This is a genomic window from Nonomuraea sp. ATR24 (genome assembly GCF_041950485.1).
Taxonomy (GTDB): Bacteria; Actinomycetota; Actinomycetes; order Streptosporangiales; family Streptosporangiaceae; genus Nonomuraea; species Nonomuraea ceibae.
In genome coordinates, this window is the sequence record NZ_JBGNUU010000032.1 from 17,328 (window position 1) to 31,822 (window position 14,495).

12 protein-coding genes are annotated in these 14,495 nt (G+C 72.7%); 8 read left to right on the plus strand and 4 right to left on the minus strand.

Annotated features, from left to right (window positions below; genetic code table 11):
- Positions 1 to 49 precede the first annotated feature (49 nt).
- The 8 genes from ACBI99_RS42775 (at position 50) to ACBI99_RS42810 (ending at position 11,104) form a co-directional block, all read left to right on the plus strand.
- Positions 50 to 1,678, plus strand: coding sequence for an ABC transporter substrate-binding protein (locus ACBI99_RS42775; RefSeq protein WP_219508398.1), 1,629 nt, complete (start codon positions 50 to 52; stop codon positions 1,676 to 1,678).
- The gene (locus tag ACBI99_RS42780; RefSeq protein ID WP_357583861.1) at positions 1,675 to 2,613 is read left to right on the plus strand and encodes an ABC transporter permease; all 939 of its coding nucleotides are present in this window, start codon (positions 1,675 to 1,677) and stop codon (positions 2,611 to 2,613) included. Before ACBI99_RS42775 ends, ACBI99_RS42780 begins: the two co-directional genes overlap by 4 nt.
- The gene (locus tag ACBI99_RS42785) at positions 2,606 to 4,483 is read left to right on the plus strand and encodes a dipeptide/oligopeptide/nickel ABC transporter permease/ATP-binding protein (protein WP_308125903.1); all 1,878 of its coding nucleotides are present in this window, start codon (positions 2,606 to 2,608) and stop codon (positions 4,481 to 4,483) included. Before ACBI99_RS42780 ends, ACBI99_RS42785 begins: the two co-directional genes overlap by 8 nt.
- Complete coding sequence (locus ACBI99_RS42790; protein WP_219508396.1) at positions 4,473 to 5,450, plus strand: ABC transporter ATP-binding protein; 978 nt, start codon at positions 4,473 to 4,475, stop codon at positions 5,448 to 5,450. Before ACBI99_RS42785 ends, ACBI99_RS42790 begins: the two co-directional genes overlap by 11 nt.
- Before the next feature lie 9 nt (positions 5,451 to 5,459).
- Entirely contained in the window at positions 5,460 to 6,683 is a 1,224-nt protein-coding gene (locus ACBI99_RS42795; protein WP_219508395.1) for an acyl-CoA dehydrogenase family protein, read from the plus strand.
- 52 nt (positions 6,684 to 6,735) lie between these two features.
- Positions 6,736 to 7,236 (plus strand): hypothetical protein, encoded by a 501-nt coding sequence (locus ACBI99_RS42800; protein ID WP_219508394.1) that lies wholly within the window; start codon positions 6,736 to 6,738, stop codon positions 7,234 to 7,236.
- Positions 7,237 to 7,287: 51 nt separating this feature from the next.
- Complete coding sequence (locus ACBI99_RS42805) at positions 7,288 to 8,439, plus strand: macrolide family glycosyltransferase (protein WP_375075069.1); 1,152 nt, start codon at positions 7,288 to 7,290, stop codon at positions 8,437 to 8,439.
- A 139-nt stretch (positions 8,440 to 8,578) separates the two neighbouring features.
- Positions 8,579 to 11,104 (plus strand): glycoside hydrolase family 9 protein, encoded by a 2,526-nt coding sequence (locus ACBI99_RS42810; protein WP_375075070.1) that lies wholly within the window; start codon positions 8,579 to 8,581, stop codon positions 11,102 to 11,104.
- Here the strand turns inward: ACBI99_RS42810 and ACBI99_RS42815 are convergent.
- Genes ACBI99_RS42815 through ACBI99_RS42830 form a run of 4 tightly spaced genes read right to left on the minus strand, consistent with a single transcriptional unit; the run spans position 11,101 to position 14,478 of the window.
- Positions 11,101 to 11,706 carry a hypothetical protein gene (locus tag ACBI99_RS42815; RefSeq protein WP_375075071.1) on the minus strand — a complete coding sequence of 202 codons (606 nt, stop codon included), beginning with the start codon at positions 11,704 to 11,706 and terminating at the stop codon, positions 11,101 to 11,103. The two genes, ACBI99_RS42810 and ACBI99_RS42815, sit on opposite strands and share 4 nt — an antisense overlap.
- A complete protein-coding gene (locus tag ACBI99_RS42820; RefSeq protein WP_219508391.1) occupies positions 11,706 to 12,440 on the minus strand; it encodes a MerR family transcriptional regulator in 735 nt (244 codons plus the stop codon). Before ACBI99_RS42820 ends, ACBI99_RS42815 begins: the two co-directional genes overlap by 1 nt.
- A 58-nt stretch (positions 12,441 to 12,498) precedes the next feature.
- Positions 12,499 to 13,236: a class I SAM-dependent methyltransferase gene (locus ACBI99_RS42825; protein WP_375075072.1), complete on the minus strand. Its 738-nt coding sequence runs from the start codon at positions 13,234 to 13,236 to the stop codon at positions 12,499 to 12,501.
- A gap of 9 nt (positions 13,237 to 13,245) precedes the next feature.
- The gene (locus ACBI99_RS42830) at positions 13,246 to 14,478 is read right to left on the minus strand and encodes a serine hydrolase domain-containing protein (RefSeq protein ID WP_375075073.1); all 1,233 of its coding nucleotides are present in this window, start codon (positions 14,476 to 14,478) and stop codon (positions 13,246 to 13,248) included.
- Positions 14,479 to 14,495 lie beyond the last annotated feature (17 nt).

The window sequence follows — 14,495 nt, forward strand, 5'->3', positions numbered from 1 at the left end:
AGTACTATCGGTGAAATTGCTCTCGGGGGCTGACCGGGAGGAGGCGTCGATGAAACGCTGGAGAGGGCCCGCGGCACTGTCGCTGGCGACGCTGCTGCTCGTCGCGTGCAGCGGGCAACGGCCCGTCGCCGTGCCGGAAAACCCGTCGTCGAAGGCGCCGTCAGGCCCCCAGAGAGGCGGCCGGCTGGTCTACGGGCTCAGCGCCGACGCCAACGGGCTCAACCCCGTCACGGACCAGTTCGCCTCGCAGAGCTACAGCATGGTCGGCACCGTCATCGAACCCCTCGTCACCGTTGACGCGAACGGCGACTGGAAGCCCTACCTCGCCGAATCGCTCACCCCGAACGAGACCTACGACGAGTGGGCGATCAAGGTCCGGCCCGGCATCTCCTTCCACGACGGCCTGGCCCTGACCGGCGACGTCGTCAAGGCCAACCTGGAGGCGCAGAAGGCCTCCCCGCTCAACAACGCGGTCCTCGTGCCCGTCGAGTCCTTCGAGCTCACCGACCCGATGACGGTCACGGTCAAGCTCAACCAGCCGTGGGTGGCCTTCCCCTACTACCTGGCCGCCCAGCTCGGCATGATCGTGCCGCCCGCGTCGCTGCGCGACCCCGGGACGGCCAGCGTCAAACCCGTCGGCACCGGCGCGTTCGTCTTCAAGGAGTACGTGCCCGACAGCCGCATGGTCGTGACCCGCAACCCGGACTACTGGCGGGACGGGCTGCCGTACCTGGACGAGATCGAGTTCCGCATCCTGCCCGACAGCCAGACCCGGGCGCAGACCCTGGAAGCGGGCGGCATCGACGCCATGGGCACCACCCGCGACGAGGACATCACCAAGTACGGCGGCCAGAAGGACGCCTACACCGTCCATCGGGCCCGGGGCATGGCGGTGCCGGAGTACATGTTCCTGCTCAACACCGCCGTCGCCCCGCTCGACGACCTGCGGGTGCGCCGGGCGCTCGCGCACGCGCTGGACCGGGCGACGATCATCAAGACGCTGCGCGGCGGGCTCACCCAGCCGGCCGACGGGCCGTGGTCGCGCGACTCCCCGTGGTACGCCGGTGGCGGCGCCTACCCCGCCTACGACCTGGCCAAGGCGACCGCGCTGGTCAAGGAGGTCGAGGCGGAGAAGGGACCGATCGCGTTCGAGATCATCTCCACCCCCGACCCGAACACCATGCAGGGCATCGAGCTGGCCCAGGACATGTGGCGCAAGGCCGGCGTGGACGTGACGATCAAGCAGGCCGACCAGGCCGACCTCATCAACCGGGCGGTCACCGGCAACTACGCCGCCACCGTATGGGTGCAGTTCTCCTCCCCCGACCCCGACGGCGAGTACATCTGGATGCACCAGGCGTACTCCAAGCCCGTCGGCCAGGTCTCGCTGAACTTCACCCGGCTGCGGGACGACAAGCTCAGCAAGGCGTTCGACCTCGGCCGGACGAACCCGGACGAGAGCGCCCGCAAGCAGGCGTACGCCACCGTCCAGGAGCGGCTGCGCGAGCTGGTGCCGTTCGTGTTCGTCGACCACCTCGACACCGGCGCGGTCGTGGCCAGGACCAAGGTGCGCGGCATCGGCGAGCAGGTGCTGCCCGACGGCGAGAAGGGGCTGCCGCTGACCGGCTCGCCCGTGCCGTACCACCCGTTCACGCAGCTCTGGGTCAGCCCGCGGTGATCGTCCTGCACCGGCTGGCCCGGCTCGTGATCGTGCTGCTCGTGGTGACGTTCCTGTCCTACGTGATGCTCGCGCTGCTGCCCGGCGACCCGGTCACGCAGATCCTCGGCATCGGCGCGGACGAGGAGGCCCGCGCGCGGCTCCGGCAGGAACTCGGCCTGGACGAGCCGCTGCTCGTCCGCTACGCGGGCTGGCTCGGCGACCTGCTCACCGGCGACTTCGGCACCTCGCCCATCACCCGGACGCCGGTCGCGGGCGAGCTGGCCGAGCGGCTGCCGGTCACGCTGGAGCTGCTCGTGGCCGCCCAGGTCGTGGCGCTCGGGCTGGCGGTCCCCGTGGGCATCGCCGCCGCGCGCCGGGCCGGGAGGGCGCTCGACCAGGCGCTGACCGCGCTGAGCTTCGCGCTGCTGTCCACGCCGGTGTTCGTGCTCGGGGTGCTGCTCATCCTGCTGTTCGCGGTCACCTGGCAGGTGGTGCCCGCCACCGGCTGGACGCCGATCTCGGTGGATCTGGGGTGGAACATCACCTCGGTGCTGCTGCCCGCCGTCACGCTCGGCTGCGGGCAGCTCGCCGTGTACGCGCGGCTGCTGCGCGCCGACCTGATCGCCACCCTCCAGGAGGACTACATCACGCTCGCCCGCGCCCGCGGGCTGTCGCCGCGCCGCATCCTGTGGCGGCACGCGCTGCGCCCGTCGGCGATCTCGCTGATCACCGCCGTCGGGCTCAACATGGGCGCGCTCATCGGCGGCACCGTGATCATCGAGACTCTGTTCGGGCTGCCGGGCATCGGGCGGCTCATCGTCGACTCCATCTTCTCCCGCGACCACCTGACCGTTCAGGGAGGCGTCGTGCTGATCTCCGTCGGCTACGTGCTGGTCAACTTCGCCGTCGACGTCGTGTACGCCGCCGTGGACCCGAGGATCCGGCGTGCGTAGGCGGCTCGGGGCCGGGTTCTGGATCGCCGTCGCGTGGATCGCGCTCGTGCTGGCCGCCGCCGTGCTGGCCGACCTGCTGCCCATCGCCCGCTACGACGAGACGCTGGCCGGGCCGCCCCAGGCCGGGCCCAGCGCCGCGCACCCGTTCGGCACCGACGGCCTCGGCCGCGACGTGCTCAGCAGGGTCGTGCACGGGGCGCGCGTCTCGCTCGGCGTGGGCATCGGCGCGGTCGTCCTCGGCCTGGCCATCGGCGCCCCGCTCGGCGTGCTGGCCGGGTACCGCAGGCGGGCCGCCGACGCGGTGATCATGGCGGTCAACGACGTGGCGCTGGCCTTCCCGGCGCTGGTGTTCGCGCTGGCCGTGGTCGCCTTCGCCGGGGCCAGCCTGCGCAACGTGCTCGTCGTCCTCGGCGTCCTCGGGGTGCCCGCGTGGACGCGGCTGATCCGCGGGGCGACGCTGTCGTTCGCCGAGCGGGAGTTCGTGCTCGCCGCCCGGGTGCTGGGCGTGCGCGACCGGCGCATCCTGTGGCGGGAGATCATGCCCAACGTCGCCGTGCCCGCGGCCTCGTACGCCTTCGTCGGCATGGCCGTGGTCGTCGTCGCGGAGGGCAGCCTGGCCTTCCTCGGCCTGTCGGTGCAGGCGCCGACGCCCACGTGGGGCGGGCTGATCAACGAGGGGCGGGCGCTGATGGAGACCGCGCCGCACGTCGTGCTCGCGCCGTCGGTCGTGATGTTCCTGACCGTGCTGTCGTTCAACCTGGTCGGCGACCGGCTGCGGGCCGCCGGCGACGTGCGGCCAAGCGGCCTGGAACCGACGCGGCAGGCCCCGGCGGTCCTGCCGTCCGCCGGGCCCCGGCCGCTCACCGGCGCGCTGCTCCAGGTGGACGACCTGCGCACGCACTTCCTCACCCCGCGCGGCCCCGTCAAGGCCGTGGACGGGGTGTCGTTCACGCTCGAACGCGGCAGGACGCTGGCCGTCGTCGGCGAGTCCGGCTCCGGCAAGTCGATGCTGATCCGCTCCGTCCTCGGCCTGCTGCCCGGCGCGGGCGTGGCGCGCGGCGGGCACGTCCACCTGGGGGGCGACGAGCTGACCGCGTTCACCCCCGAACGGATGCGCCAGGTGCTCGGCCGCCGGCTGGGCGCCGTCTTCCAGGACCCGATGACCGCCCTCAACCCCGTCCGCACGATCGGCGCCCAGGTCGCCGAGCCGCTCCGGGTCCACCTGGGCATGAGTCGCCGGCAGGCGCGCGAGGAGGCGGCCCGGCTGCTCGCCTCCGTCGGCATCCCCGACCCGGCCCGCACGCTCGGCCGCTACCCGCACCAGCTCTCCGGCGGCATGCGGCAGCGCGTCACCATCGCCATGGCGCTCTCATGCGGGCCCGACGTGCTGTTCGCCGACGAGCCCACGACCGCGCTCGACGTCACCGTCCAGGACCAGGTGCTGCGCCTCGTCCACCGGCTGCGCGAGGAGCGCGACATGGCCGTGGTGCTCGTCAGCCACGACCTGTCCGTGGTGCGGCAGTGGGCCGACGAGGTCATCGTCATGTACGCGGGCAAGGTCGTCGAACGCGGGCCCGCGGCCGACGTGTTCGAGCGCACCCGCATGCCGTACACCGAGGCGCTGCTCCAGGCCGCGCCCCGGCTGACCGACCCCGCGCACCACCGGCTGCGCGTCATCCCCGGCCGGCCGCCCGACCTGGCCGCCGTGCCGGACGGCTGCGCGTTCCGGCCCCGGTGCGCCTACGCCCGCGACCGGTGCGCCGAGCAGGCTCCCCCGCTGGTGGCGGAGGGCGGCCACCTGCATGCCTGCTGGCACCCGGTGGGCAGGACCATGACGGAGAGCGAAGGGGCGGACAGCCATGGCCGGTAGCGGGACGGCGCACCTGCGCCCGCGTGACGAGGTGCTGCTCCAGGCCGTCGGCCTGGTGGTCGAGTTCCCCGCCGGGCGCGGCCGTACCGTCAGAGCCGTGTCCGGGGTGAGCTTCGACCTGGCCAGGGGCGAGACGCTGGGCATCGTCGGCGAGTCCGGCTGCGGCAAGTCGAGCACCGCGCGGGCGCTCATCCAGCTCCCGCCGCCGCGATCCGGCTCGGTGCGGCTGGACGGCGTCGAGCTGACCACGCTGCGCGGCGAGGCGCTGCGGCGCACCCGGCGACGGCTTCAGATGATCTTCCAGGACCCGATCTCGTCGCTCAACCCGCGCCGCCGCGTCCGCGACATCGTCGCCGAGGGGCCGCGCGTGTGGGGCCACGACGGCCTGGCCGTCGACGAGGTCCTGGAGGCCGTCGGCCTCGACCCGGCCACGGCGGCCGAGCGGCGGCCGCACGAGTTCTCCGGCGGGCAGTGCCAGCGCGTCTCCATCGCCCGCGCCCTCGTGCTGGAGCCCGAGGTGGTGATCTGCGACGAGCCGGTGTCGGCGCTCGACGTGTCGGTGCAGGCCCAGATCCTCGGCCTGCTGGAGGACCTCAAGGCCCGTTTCGGGCTGACGCTCGTGTTCATCGCCCACGATCTGGCCGTGGTCAAGAACGTCAGCGACCGCGTCCTGGTGATGTACCTGGGCAAGACGTGCGAGCTCGCCCCCAGCGAGGAGCTGGTCGCCCGCCCCGCCCACCCGTACACGCGGGCGCTGCTCGCCTCCATCCCCGGCGGCGGCCTCGGCCTGCCCCCGGCCGACCGGCTCATCACCGGCGAGCCGCCGTCGCCGGTCAGCCCGCCCACCGGCTGCCGCTTCCGTACCCGCTGCCCCCGCGCCGCCGCCCGGTGCGCCGCGGAGGAGCCCGAGATCCGCTCGCTGAACGGCGGCGACCACTTCGTCGCCTGCCACTATCCCGACCAATAGGAGAACGACATGGCCATCGACTTCACCCTCGCCCCCGAGCACGAGGAGATCCGCAAGCGGGTGCGCGCCTTCATCCAGGAGGTCGTGATCCCCGCCAGTGAGGAGCTGCGCGAGAGCGACCGCGACGCCTACCTGCGCGGCATCTTCAAGCTGCGCGAGAAGGCCAAGGCCGAAGGGCTGTGGCTGCCGCACATGCCCAAGGAGTGGGGCGGCATGGGCCTGGGCCACGTGGAGCTCGCCATGGTGCAGTCGGAGGCGGCCAAGACCCGGCTCGGGCCGTGGGTGCTCAACTGCCAGGCCCCCGACGAGGGCAACATGCACACCCTGCTGCACTGGGCCACCGACGAGCAGAAGGACAAGTACCTGCGGCCCCTGCTCGACGGCGTCAAGATGTCGTGCTTCGCCATGACCGAGCCCGAGGTCGCCGGCTCGGACCCGACGCTCATCCGCACCAACGCCGTCCAGGACGGCGACGAATGGGTCATCAACGGGCACAAGTGGTTCATCTCCAACGCCCGGCGGGCCAGCTTCGCCATCCTCATCGCCAGGACCGAGCCCGACGTCCCCGAAGGCGCCCGCGGCGCCAACACCGCCTTCCTCATCGACCTGCCCCAGGACGGCTGGAACGACGTCCGCGAGATCGAGACCATGCACGGCTCGACCGGCCACAGCGAGATCGTCATCAAGGACCTGCGCGTGCCCTCCGGGCAGATCCTCGGCGGACGCGGCAACGGCCACCGCCTGGGCCAGTATCGTCTCGGCCCCGCCCGGCTCGCCCACTGCATGCGCTGGATCTCCCAGGCGGAGACCGCGCTCGACATGATGGTCGACCGGGCGCTCAACCGCTACAGCCACGGCTCGCTGCTGGCCGACAAGCAGGGCGTCCAGTGGCTCATCGCCGACTCCGCCATGGAGCTCTACCAGTGCAAGCTCATGGTCCTGCACGCCGCCTCCAAGATCGACAAGGGCGAGGACTTCCGCACCGAGGTGTCCATGGCCAAGCACTTCGTCGCGGGCAGCCTTAACCGCATCGTCGACCGGGCCATCCAGGTCCACGGCGCCCTCGGCTACTCCACGGACACCCCGCTGGCCCACATGTTCCAGCACGCCCGCTGGGCCCGCTTCGCCGACGGCGCCGACGAGATCCACCAGATGCGCATCGCCGAGCGCACCATCGACGCCTACCGCTCCACCGGCTCCACCAACGCGGCCACCGGCGGCCTCCCCCTGTGACGCGGCGCGTCCCGGGGTGAACCGAGGCGGGCCGGCGTACGTGTGTGAGGGCATGAGTCGTGTTCTCGTCGTGCTCGTGATGGTGGCGGGCTTCCTGGTGGGCGTCGCCGGTCCGGCCGCCGCGTGCAGCTGCGCGGTGGCGAAGCCGAAGGAGCTGGTGCGCGGGTCGTCGGCCGTGTTCACGGCGACGGCCACGGGCGTGCGCGTGGTGGAGCCGATGCTGGACGGCGGTGAGGTGGTGGCCACGCTCCGCGTCGACCACGTGTACAAGGGGTCGCCGGGCGTCAGGACCCAGGTGCGCACCAGGGCGCAGAGCGCGGCCTGCGGCTACCAGTTCGCCAAGGGCACCCGCTACCTGGTGTTCGCCAGGAAGGGGAAGAAGGGGCTGACCACGGGGCTGTGCTCGGGCAACCGGGTCCTGCCGCCCGGGGACAAGCCGTTGCGCCTGTCGGACAGGACGTACGGGATGGGGCCGCTCACGGCGGAGCTGATGAAGGCCCTGGGCAAGCCGGAGCGGCCCCGCAAGCCCCGGGCGTGTGACGGGCGCGCCTGACACGGGCCGCGCGGGCCGGACTGCCGGGCGGCAGGCCGATAAGATCGGCGGATGCACATCGCGATGGTCGGCATCCCCGCGATCAGCCACGTCCTGCCCAGCCTGGAGATCATCCGGGAGCTCGCCTCGCGCGGCCACCGGGTGACCTACGCCAACGACCCTTCGGTGCGCGAGGTGGTCACGGCGACCGGCGCCGAGCTGGTCGCCTACCGGTCGACGCTGCCGGTGGCCGACTACGACTGGCCGGACGACCCGATCGAGGCGATGGGCGTGTTCCTGGATGACAACATCCAGATGCTGCCGCAGCTCCGCGAGGTCTACGACCGCGATCCCGCCGACCTCTACCTGTACGACATCGGCTCCTACGCGGCCCGCGCGCTGGCCGAGTCGCAGGGCCGTCCGATCGTGCAGCTCTCCCCGGCGATGGTGGCCTGGAAGCAGTACGACAACGACGTGGCCGCGCAGATCTGGCAGCTTCCCGGCGCCGACGCCTACCGGGCGAAGTTCACCGGCTGGCTGGCCGGCAACGGGGCGACGACGACCGACATGGACGACTTCTCCGGCCATCCGCCGCGCTGCGTCGCGACGATCCCGCGCGCCATGCAGCCGCACGCGGACGAGGTCGACACGGACGTGGTGACGTTCGTCGGCCCGTGCCTGGGGGCGCGGGAGGGCTGGACGAAGCCGGCGGGCGCGGAGCGGGTGCTGCTGGTGTCGCTCGGGTCGGCCTACACGCAGCAGCCGGAGTTCTACCGCAACTGCCTGGCCGCCTTCGGTGACCTGCCAGGCTGGCATGTCGTGCTGCAGATCGGCAAGCGCACCGATCCGGCGGAGCTGGGGCCGATCCCGGGCAACGTGGAGGTGCATTCCTGGGTGCCGCAGCTGGCGATCCTGGAGCAGGCCGACGCGTTCGTCACGCACGCGGGCATGGGCGGGAGCAGCGAGGGGCTGTTCATGGGCGTCCCGATGATCGCCGTGCCGCAGGCGGTCGACCAGTTCATGAACGCCGACCGGCTGGTGGAGCTGGGGGTGGCCCGGCGACTCGACACGGCCGAGGCGACCCCGGAGGCGTTGCGCGAGGCGCTGACCGCGCTGACGACCGACCCGGCGGTGGCGCGGCGTTCGGCGCTGCTGCGCGAGGAGACGCGCGCCGAGGGCGGCACCGTCCGGGCCGCCGACCTGCTGGAAGCGATGGCCGGATGAAAGTTTCACGCTCGTCCGCGGCGATGGCCAGGCAGGCGGCGGGAAAGTTTCACAGGCGGTGAGAAGGGGCCGTTGACGGGGCGGCGGCCTCGGCCGCAAGATCCTGGGAGCGCTCCCAACCTCCCGAAGGACACCCCCCATGACCCTACGCCGGGCCGCGGCAGCGGCCCTCTTCCTCCTGCTCCCCTTGGCCGCCGCCACGCCGGCCCACGCCGACGAGGGCCCGGAGCAGATCGTCAACGGCACCTTCGACTCCTCCACCGCCCCCTGGTGGGGCACCGCCAACGTCACCCCCGAGCTCGACACCGGCCGCCTGTGCGCCGACATCCCCGGCGGCACCGCCAACCCGTGGGACGTGATCATCGGCCAGAACGACCTGCCGCTCGTCGAGGGCGAGACGTACGCCTACTCGTTCACCGCCTCCGCCACCCCCGCCAAGGTCGGCCGGGCCCTCATCCAGCTCCCCGTGGACCCGTGGACGCAGTATCTTTCGGCGGCCCCCGAGCTGAGCGTGTCGGGCAACGACTACTCCTACACCTTCACCGCCCCCGTCTCGCTGCCGAACGCCCAGGTCGTCTTCCAGCTGGGCGGCAGCGCCGAGCCCTGGAGGTTCTGCATGGACGACGTGTCGCTGAAGGGCGGCGCCGAGCCGGAGGAGTACGAGCCCGACACCGGCCCGCGCGTCCGGGTGAACATGGTCGGCTACCTGCCCGATGGCCCCAAGAAGGCCACCGTCGTCACCGAGAAGACCGACGCGGTGGACTGGCAGCTCAAGGACGCCGCCGGCGAGACCGTCGCCACCGGCGCGAGCACCCCGCGCGGCATGGACGCCAGCTCCGGCCAGAACGTCCACACGATCGACTTCACCGCCTACGCCAAGCCCGGCCAGGGCTACACGCTCACGGCCGACGGCGAGACCAGCCGCCCGTTCGACCTGGCCCCCGGCCTGTATGACGACATGCGGGTGGACGCGCTGAAGTTCTACTACACCCAGCGCAGCGGCGTCGAGATCCTGGACGAGCTGCGCCCCGGCTACGGCCGCCCCGCCGGTCACGCGGGCGTCGAGCCCAACCAGGGCGACACGAAGGTCCCCTGCCAGCCCGGCGTCTGCGACTACACGCTCGACGTCAAGGGCGGCTGGTACGACGCGGGCGACCACGGCAAGTACGTGGTCAACGGCGGCATCTCCGCCTACCAGCTGATGGCCGCCTACGAGCGGGACAAGGCCGCCTTCACCGACGGCCAGCTCACCCTCCCCGAGAGCGGCAACGGCGTCCCCGACGTGCTCGACGAGGTCCGCTGGGAGCAGGAGTTCCTGCTCAGCATGCAGGTGCCCGAGGGCGAGACGCTGGCCGGGATGGCCCACCACAAGATCCACGACCGGGCCTGGACCGGGCTGCCGCTGATGCCGCACCTGGACCCGCAGCCCCGCGAGCTGCACCCGCCGTCCACCGCGGCCACGCTGAACCTGGCCGCCACCGCCGCGCAGGCCGCCCGCCTGTTCGCCCCGTACGACGCCGCCTTCGCCGCCCGCAACCTGAAGGCCGCGCGCGCCGCCTGGGCCGCCGCCGTGGCGAACCCCGACAAGTACGCCGACCCGAACGACGGCGTCGGCGGCGGCTCCTACGCCGACGGCGACGTCAGCGACGAGTTCTACTGGGCCGCCGCCGAGCTGTTCATCACGACGGGCGAGAAGGCGTTCCAGGAGTACGTGCTCGCCTCGCCGCACCACACCGGCGACATCTGGCGCGAGCGCGGCTTCGACTGGGGCTTCACCGCGCCGCTCGGCCGCCTCGACCTGGCGACCGTGCCCAACGCGCTGCCGGACCGCGAGCGGGTGCGCGCCTCGGTCGTCGAGGGCGCCGACAAGTATCTGGAGATCCAGCGCGAGCACCCGTACGGCATGCCGTACGACCCGCCGTCGTTCGACTGGGGGTCCAACAACCTGATCCTCAACAACATGGTGGTGCTGGCGACCGCGTACGACCTGACCGGGCAGGAGAAGTATCGCGCGGCCGTCCGCGAGAGCATGGACTACATCCTCGGCCGCAACGCGCTCAACCAGTCGTACGTCACCGGCTACGGCGAGGTGGCGTCGAAGAACCAGCACAGCCGCTGGTACGCCCGCCAGCTCGACCCCGCACTGCCCAACCCGCCGCGCGGCACCCTCTCGGGCGGCCCCAACTCGGCCATCCAGGACCCGCTGGCGCAGCGGCTGCTCCAGGGCTGCAAGCCGCAGTTCTGCTACATCGACCACATCGAGTCCTGGGCCACCAACGAGCTGACGATCAACTGGAACTCGCCGCTGGCCTGGATCTCGTCCTTCCTGGCCGACCGCTCGGCGGGGGCCTCCTGCGAGGTCCGCTACACCGCGCACGGCTCGTGGCCGCGCGGCTTCACCAGCCAGGTCGTCATCGAGAACACCGGTGACCGGGCGATCGACGGCTGGACGCTGCGCTGGTCGTTCCCGGGCGCGCAGGAGGTCAAGCACGCCTGGGCGGCCGAGGTCACGCAGGCGGGCCCGGTGGTGACGGCGAAGGGCCTCGGCTGGAACGCGCGGATCAAGCCGGGCGGTTCGGTGACGTTCGGCTTCGTCGGCGCCGCGACCCCGGGCCCGAACCCGGCCCCGGAGGTCTTCCACCTGAACGGCGGCCGCTGCCGCTAGGCGGGGCTCGGCTCGGCCGACCTCAGCGCGGCCACCAGGTCGCCGGGACTGTCGGCGAAGAACCGGATCACCGTGACCTCGGCCCGCTGCCCCAGCGGCCGGGTCACGGTGATCGGCTCGGTGAGCTGGACGACCACGTTCGTCTGCGACGACACGGCCACGCCGAGCCGCCCGTCCGCGACCGTGACCAGGCCCGTCTCGTTGTAGCTGCGCACGAGGCGGACCGAGGCGACGAGCTCGCGCGGGACGCGGACGTCGAGGAACGCGCCGTAGCGGATCCGCAGCTCGCCGCCGGTGACGACGTGCGGCCGGGTGACGCAGGCGGCGATCATCGCGAGCACGAACAGCAGCGAGTACGCGTCCAGCACCAGCACGACCAGCCGCACCCACAGGTCCACGTCCATGGCCTGGAGCAGCACCTCGACGGCGATCAGCTCCACGGCCATGGCGAACGCGAAGACCATCATGGTGGTCGACTGCTCCCGCGAGTAGGAGACCTCGACGGCGCCGGGCGGCACCCCGTCGCGCCGCCGCCGCGCCCACAGCACCAGGCTGGCCATCCCCTTCCGGTCGAAGTCCATGATCCGGCGCACCCGGTCCATCAGCCCTCCTTCTTCAGCAACGCCACGACCTGCCTGAAAACCACTGCCTGCGCCGGGGTCAGCTCGGCGAACACCAGGTCCATCCACTCCTCGCTGCCGCTCATCGCCCCGGCCAGCTCGGCCGGGATGTGCGCGGCCAGGTCGGCGGCCAGCGCCGGCAGCCGGGAGTCGCCGGGGTCGGCCCCGGCGATCTCGTCGAGCCTGGCGTACATCTCGTGGACCCGCTCGACCACCCCGGGCTCGGTGAAGGGCCGCAGCGCCCGCAGCGCCCACTCCCGGTCCTCCGGGTCGGCCACGGTGTCGAGCAGCGCGAGCATCCCCTGGTCGAGCTGGGCGAAGGCCGACCCGTCGGGTGCGAGGTCGCGCAGCACCTCGCCCATCTCGGGCGACACGGCCGAGTCGGCGCCCAGCTCGGGCTCCTCCAGCAGCGCCGCCAGCCGCGCCCGCCGCGTCCCGATCGCCTCCTGCTGCCTGGCGAGGTCGTCGTCCAGCTCGCGCAGCACCTCGCGCAGGTCCTTGCCCTGGTCGTCGGCCAGCACGTCGCGGATCTCGTCCAGGGACAGCCCGAGCTCGGCCAGCCGCCGCACCCGCGCCAGCAGCACGGCGTCACGCATCCGGTACGCGCGATAGCCGCCCGAGGTGCGTTCGGGCTCGGGCAGCAGGCCGAGGTGGTGGTAGTGGCGCACGGTCCGGGTCGACACCCCGACCAGCGCGGCGAGCTCGCCGATCAGCATGCCTCCATTAGAGACGTTGACGTAGCGTCAAGGTCAAGCCGGCCCGGCCGCCGGCCTCCTAAGCCTTGACCAGCGCGAGCAGCGTGTAGACCGGGTCGGGTCCCGGGACGTCCTGGCCGGGGAGCCCGGCCAGGTGCTCGCGCAGCCCGGCGACGACGGCCGGGTCGGCGTGCCGGGTCCAGCCGAGGCCGGTCCCGCCGAGGAGGTCGCCCCACGCGCGCGGGCTGCGCCCCTGTCCCACCCCCGCGAACGTGGTGCGGCCCGCCATCGCCAGCCCGCACCCGGCGCCCACGTCGAGCACCCGGTCCAGCGCGTCGCTCGCCTGCGGCACGTGCGCGTCACGGGCCCGGCTGAGCCGCTCGTCACCGGCCCTGTAGACGGCGTCGGTCTTGTCGACGGTGGTGATCAGCGTGCCGCCCGGCCGCAGCACCCGCGCCGCCCCGGCCAGCACCGCCGCCGACGTGTCGTGGTCGAGCAGGTGCAGCAGCCAGATCATGGTGAGCGCGTCGGCCGAGCCCCCGGCGAACGGCAGCCGCGCCGCGTCGCCCCGCACGACGCCGCCGGGCAGCCGCGAGGCGGCGACCGCCGCCATCCCGGCCGCCCGGTCCACGCCCGCGACGAGCCGGCCGGCCCGCCGCAGTCGCGTGGTGACGATCCCGGTGCCGCACGCCACGTCCACCACGACCCGCGCGCCGGGCGGCAGCAGCCGCTCGATCGCCTCCGCCGCGGCCCCGGCCCTGGCCTCGCCGCCGCGTGTCGCGTCGTACGAGGCCGCCTCACGGTCATAGTCGAGCATGCGCCCAACCTACTGGCGCTTGATCAGCGTCCGGTCGGCCTGGAAGGGGACGAACGGGGCCTGGGCGCTGCGGGCCGTGGCGCCCTCGCCGCCACACAGGGCGGTGAACAGGTGATTGCCCGCGGCCACGTCGATCGGGTGGATCGGGATGGTGCCGTTCTCGATCCGCTGGTACTTGGCCAGGTTCAGCCCGATCGACACCTGCCGCTTGCCGTCCTCGCTGGTCAGCGACTGGGTGATCGACCCGAACACGGCGCCGTCGTGCCCCCAGAACCGGCCGCAGGGCAGGTCGGCGGGGTAGATGCCGAGCCCGTACGCGAAGGCCCCGCCGCCGACCGCGACCGGCACCGTGCGCTTCATCTCGGCGAGTTGCTCGGCCCCGAGCAGCCGGCCGCCGAGCAGGGCGCGGTAGAACTGGTTGAGGTCGTCCATCGTGGACACGACGGCCCCGGCGGTGCCGATCCACGACATGTCGTAGACGCTGTAGTCGCGCGGCGGGTCGATGAAGCCGTACCACGACTCGTACAGCTTGGAGTGCGGCCCGGGGATGTGCGGCGAGCGCGGGAACGAGGTGTGGCGCAGCCCGGCCTTGCGGATCACGTGGCGGGTGATGTAGCGCTCGGCGTCCTGGCCGGTGACCTTCTCCAGCACCATCCCGGCGAGCACGTAGTTGGTGTTGGAGTACGAACCGGGCAGCGCGCCCGGCTCCCCGGTGGGCGGCGCGGCCAGGCCGAGGCGGGCCAGCTCCTCGTCGGTGAACGAGCGGAACCGGTTGTCGTCGAGGCTGGCCGTCGAGCCCTGCAACAGCGACGGGAACGCGTACGCCACGTGGTCGGCGATGTGGCTGGTGTGGTTGAGCAGCATCCGGACGGTGACGCGCTCGTCGGTGACGAGGCCGGGCAGGTAGCGGGCCACCGGCGCGTCCAGCTCGATCGTGCCGCGCGCCACCTGCTGCATGACGGCGACCGCGGTGAAGGTCTTGGTGACGCTACCGACCCGGTGCCGCATGTCGGCGCGGACCGGCCTGCGGGTCTCGATGTCGGCCACCCCGGCGGCGCCCTTCCACGCCTGCCGCCCGTCCTGTGCCGCCGAGTACGTCCCGTACATGCCGGCTGCTTCGATCGCCGTCAGCGTCCGGTCGAGCGCGTCCCGGTCCAGGCCGCCTCGCTCGGCGGCCGCCGGCGTCCCCGCGCCCGCGACCAGCAGCGCGCCGAGCCCGACTCCCACGATCACGCGTCGCATGCCACCTCCAAGATCGA

Bases quoted from the DNA above. Each gene is read 5' to 3' on its own strand.
- ACBI99_RS42825 (WP_375075072.1), bottom strand. From the start codon at position 13,236: ATGCTCGACTATGACCGTGAGGCGGCCTCGTACGACGCGACACGCGGC.
- ACBI99_RS42775 (WP_219508398.1), top strand. From the start codon at position 50: ATGAAACGCTGGAGAGGGCCCGCGGCACTGTCGCTGGCGACGCTGCTG.
- ACBI99_RS42810 (WP_375075070.1), top strand. From the start codon at position 8,579: ATGACCCTACGCCGGGCCGCGGCAGCGGCCCTCTTCCTCCTGCTCCCC.
- ACBI99_RS42830 (WP_375075073.1), bottom strand. From the start codon at position 14,478: ATGCGACGCGTGATCGTGGGAGTCGGGCTCGGCGCGCTGCTGGTCGCG.
- ACBI99_RS42805 (WP_375075069.1), top strand. From the start codon at position 7,288: ATGCACATCGCGATGGTCGGCATCCCCGCGATCAGCCACGTCCTGCCC.
- ACBI99_RS42795 (WP_219508395.1), top strand. From the start codon at position 5,460: ATGGCCATCGACTTCACCCTCGCCCCCGAGCACGAGGAGATCCGCAAG.
- ACBI99_RS42790 (WP_219508396.1), top strand. From the start codon at position 4,473: ATGGCCGGTAGCGGGACGGCGCACCTGCGCCCGCGTGACGAGGTGCTG.
- ACBI99_RS42820 (WP_219508391.1), bottom strand. From the start codon at position 12,440: ATGCTGATCGGCGAGCTCGCCGCGCTGGTCGGGGTGTCGACCCGGACC.
- ACBI99_RS42800 (WP_219508394.1), top strand. From the start codon at position 6,736: ATGAGTCGTGTTCTCGTCGTGCTCGTGATGGTGGCGGGCTTCCTGGTG.
- ACBI99_RS42815 (WP_375075071.1), bottom strand. From the start codon at position 11,706: ATGGACCGGGTGCGCCGGATCATGGACTTCGACCGGAAGGGGATGGCC.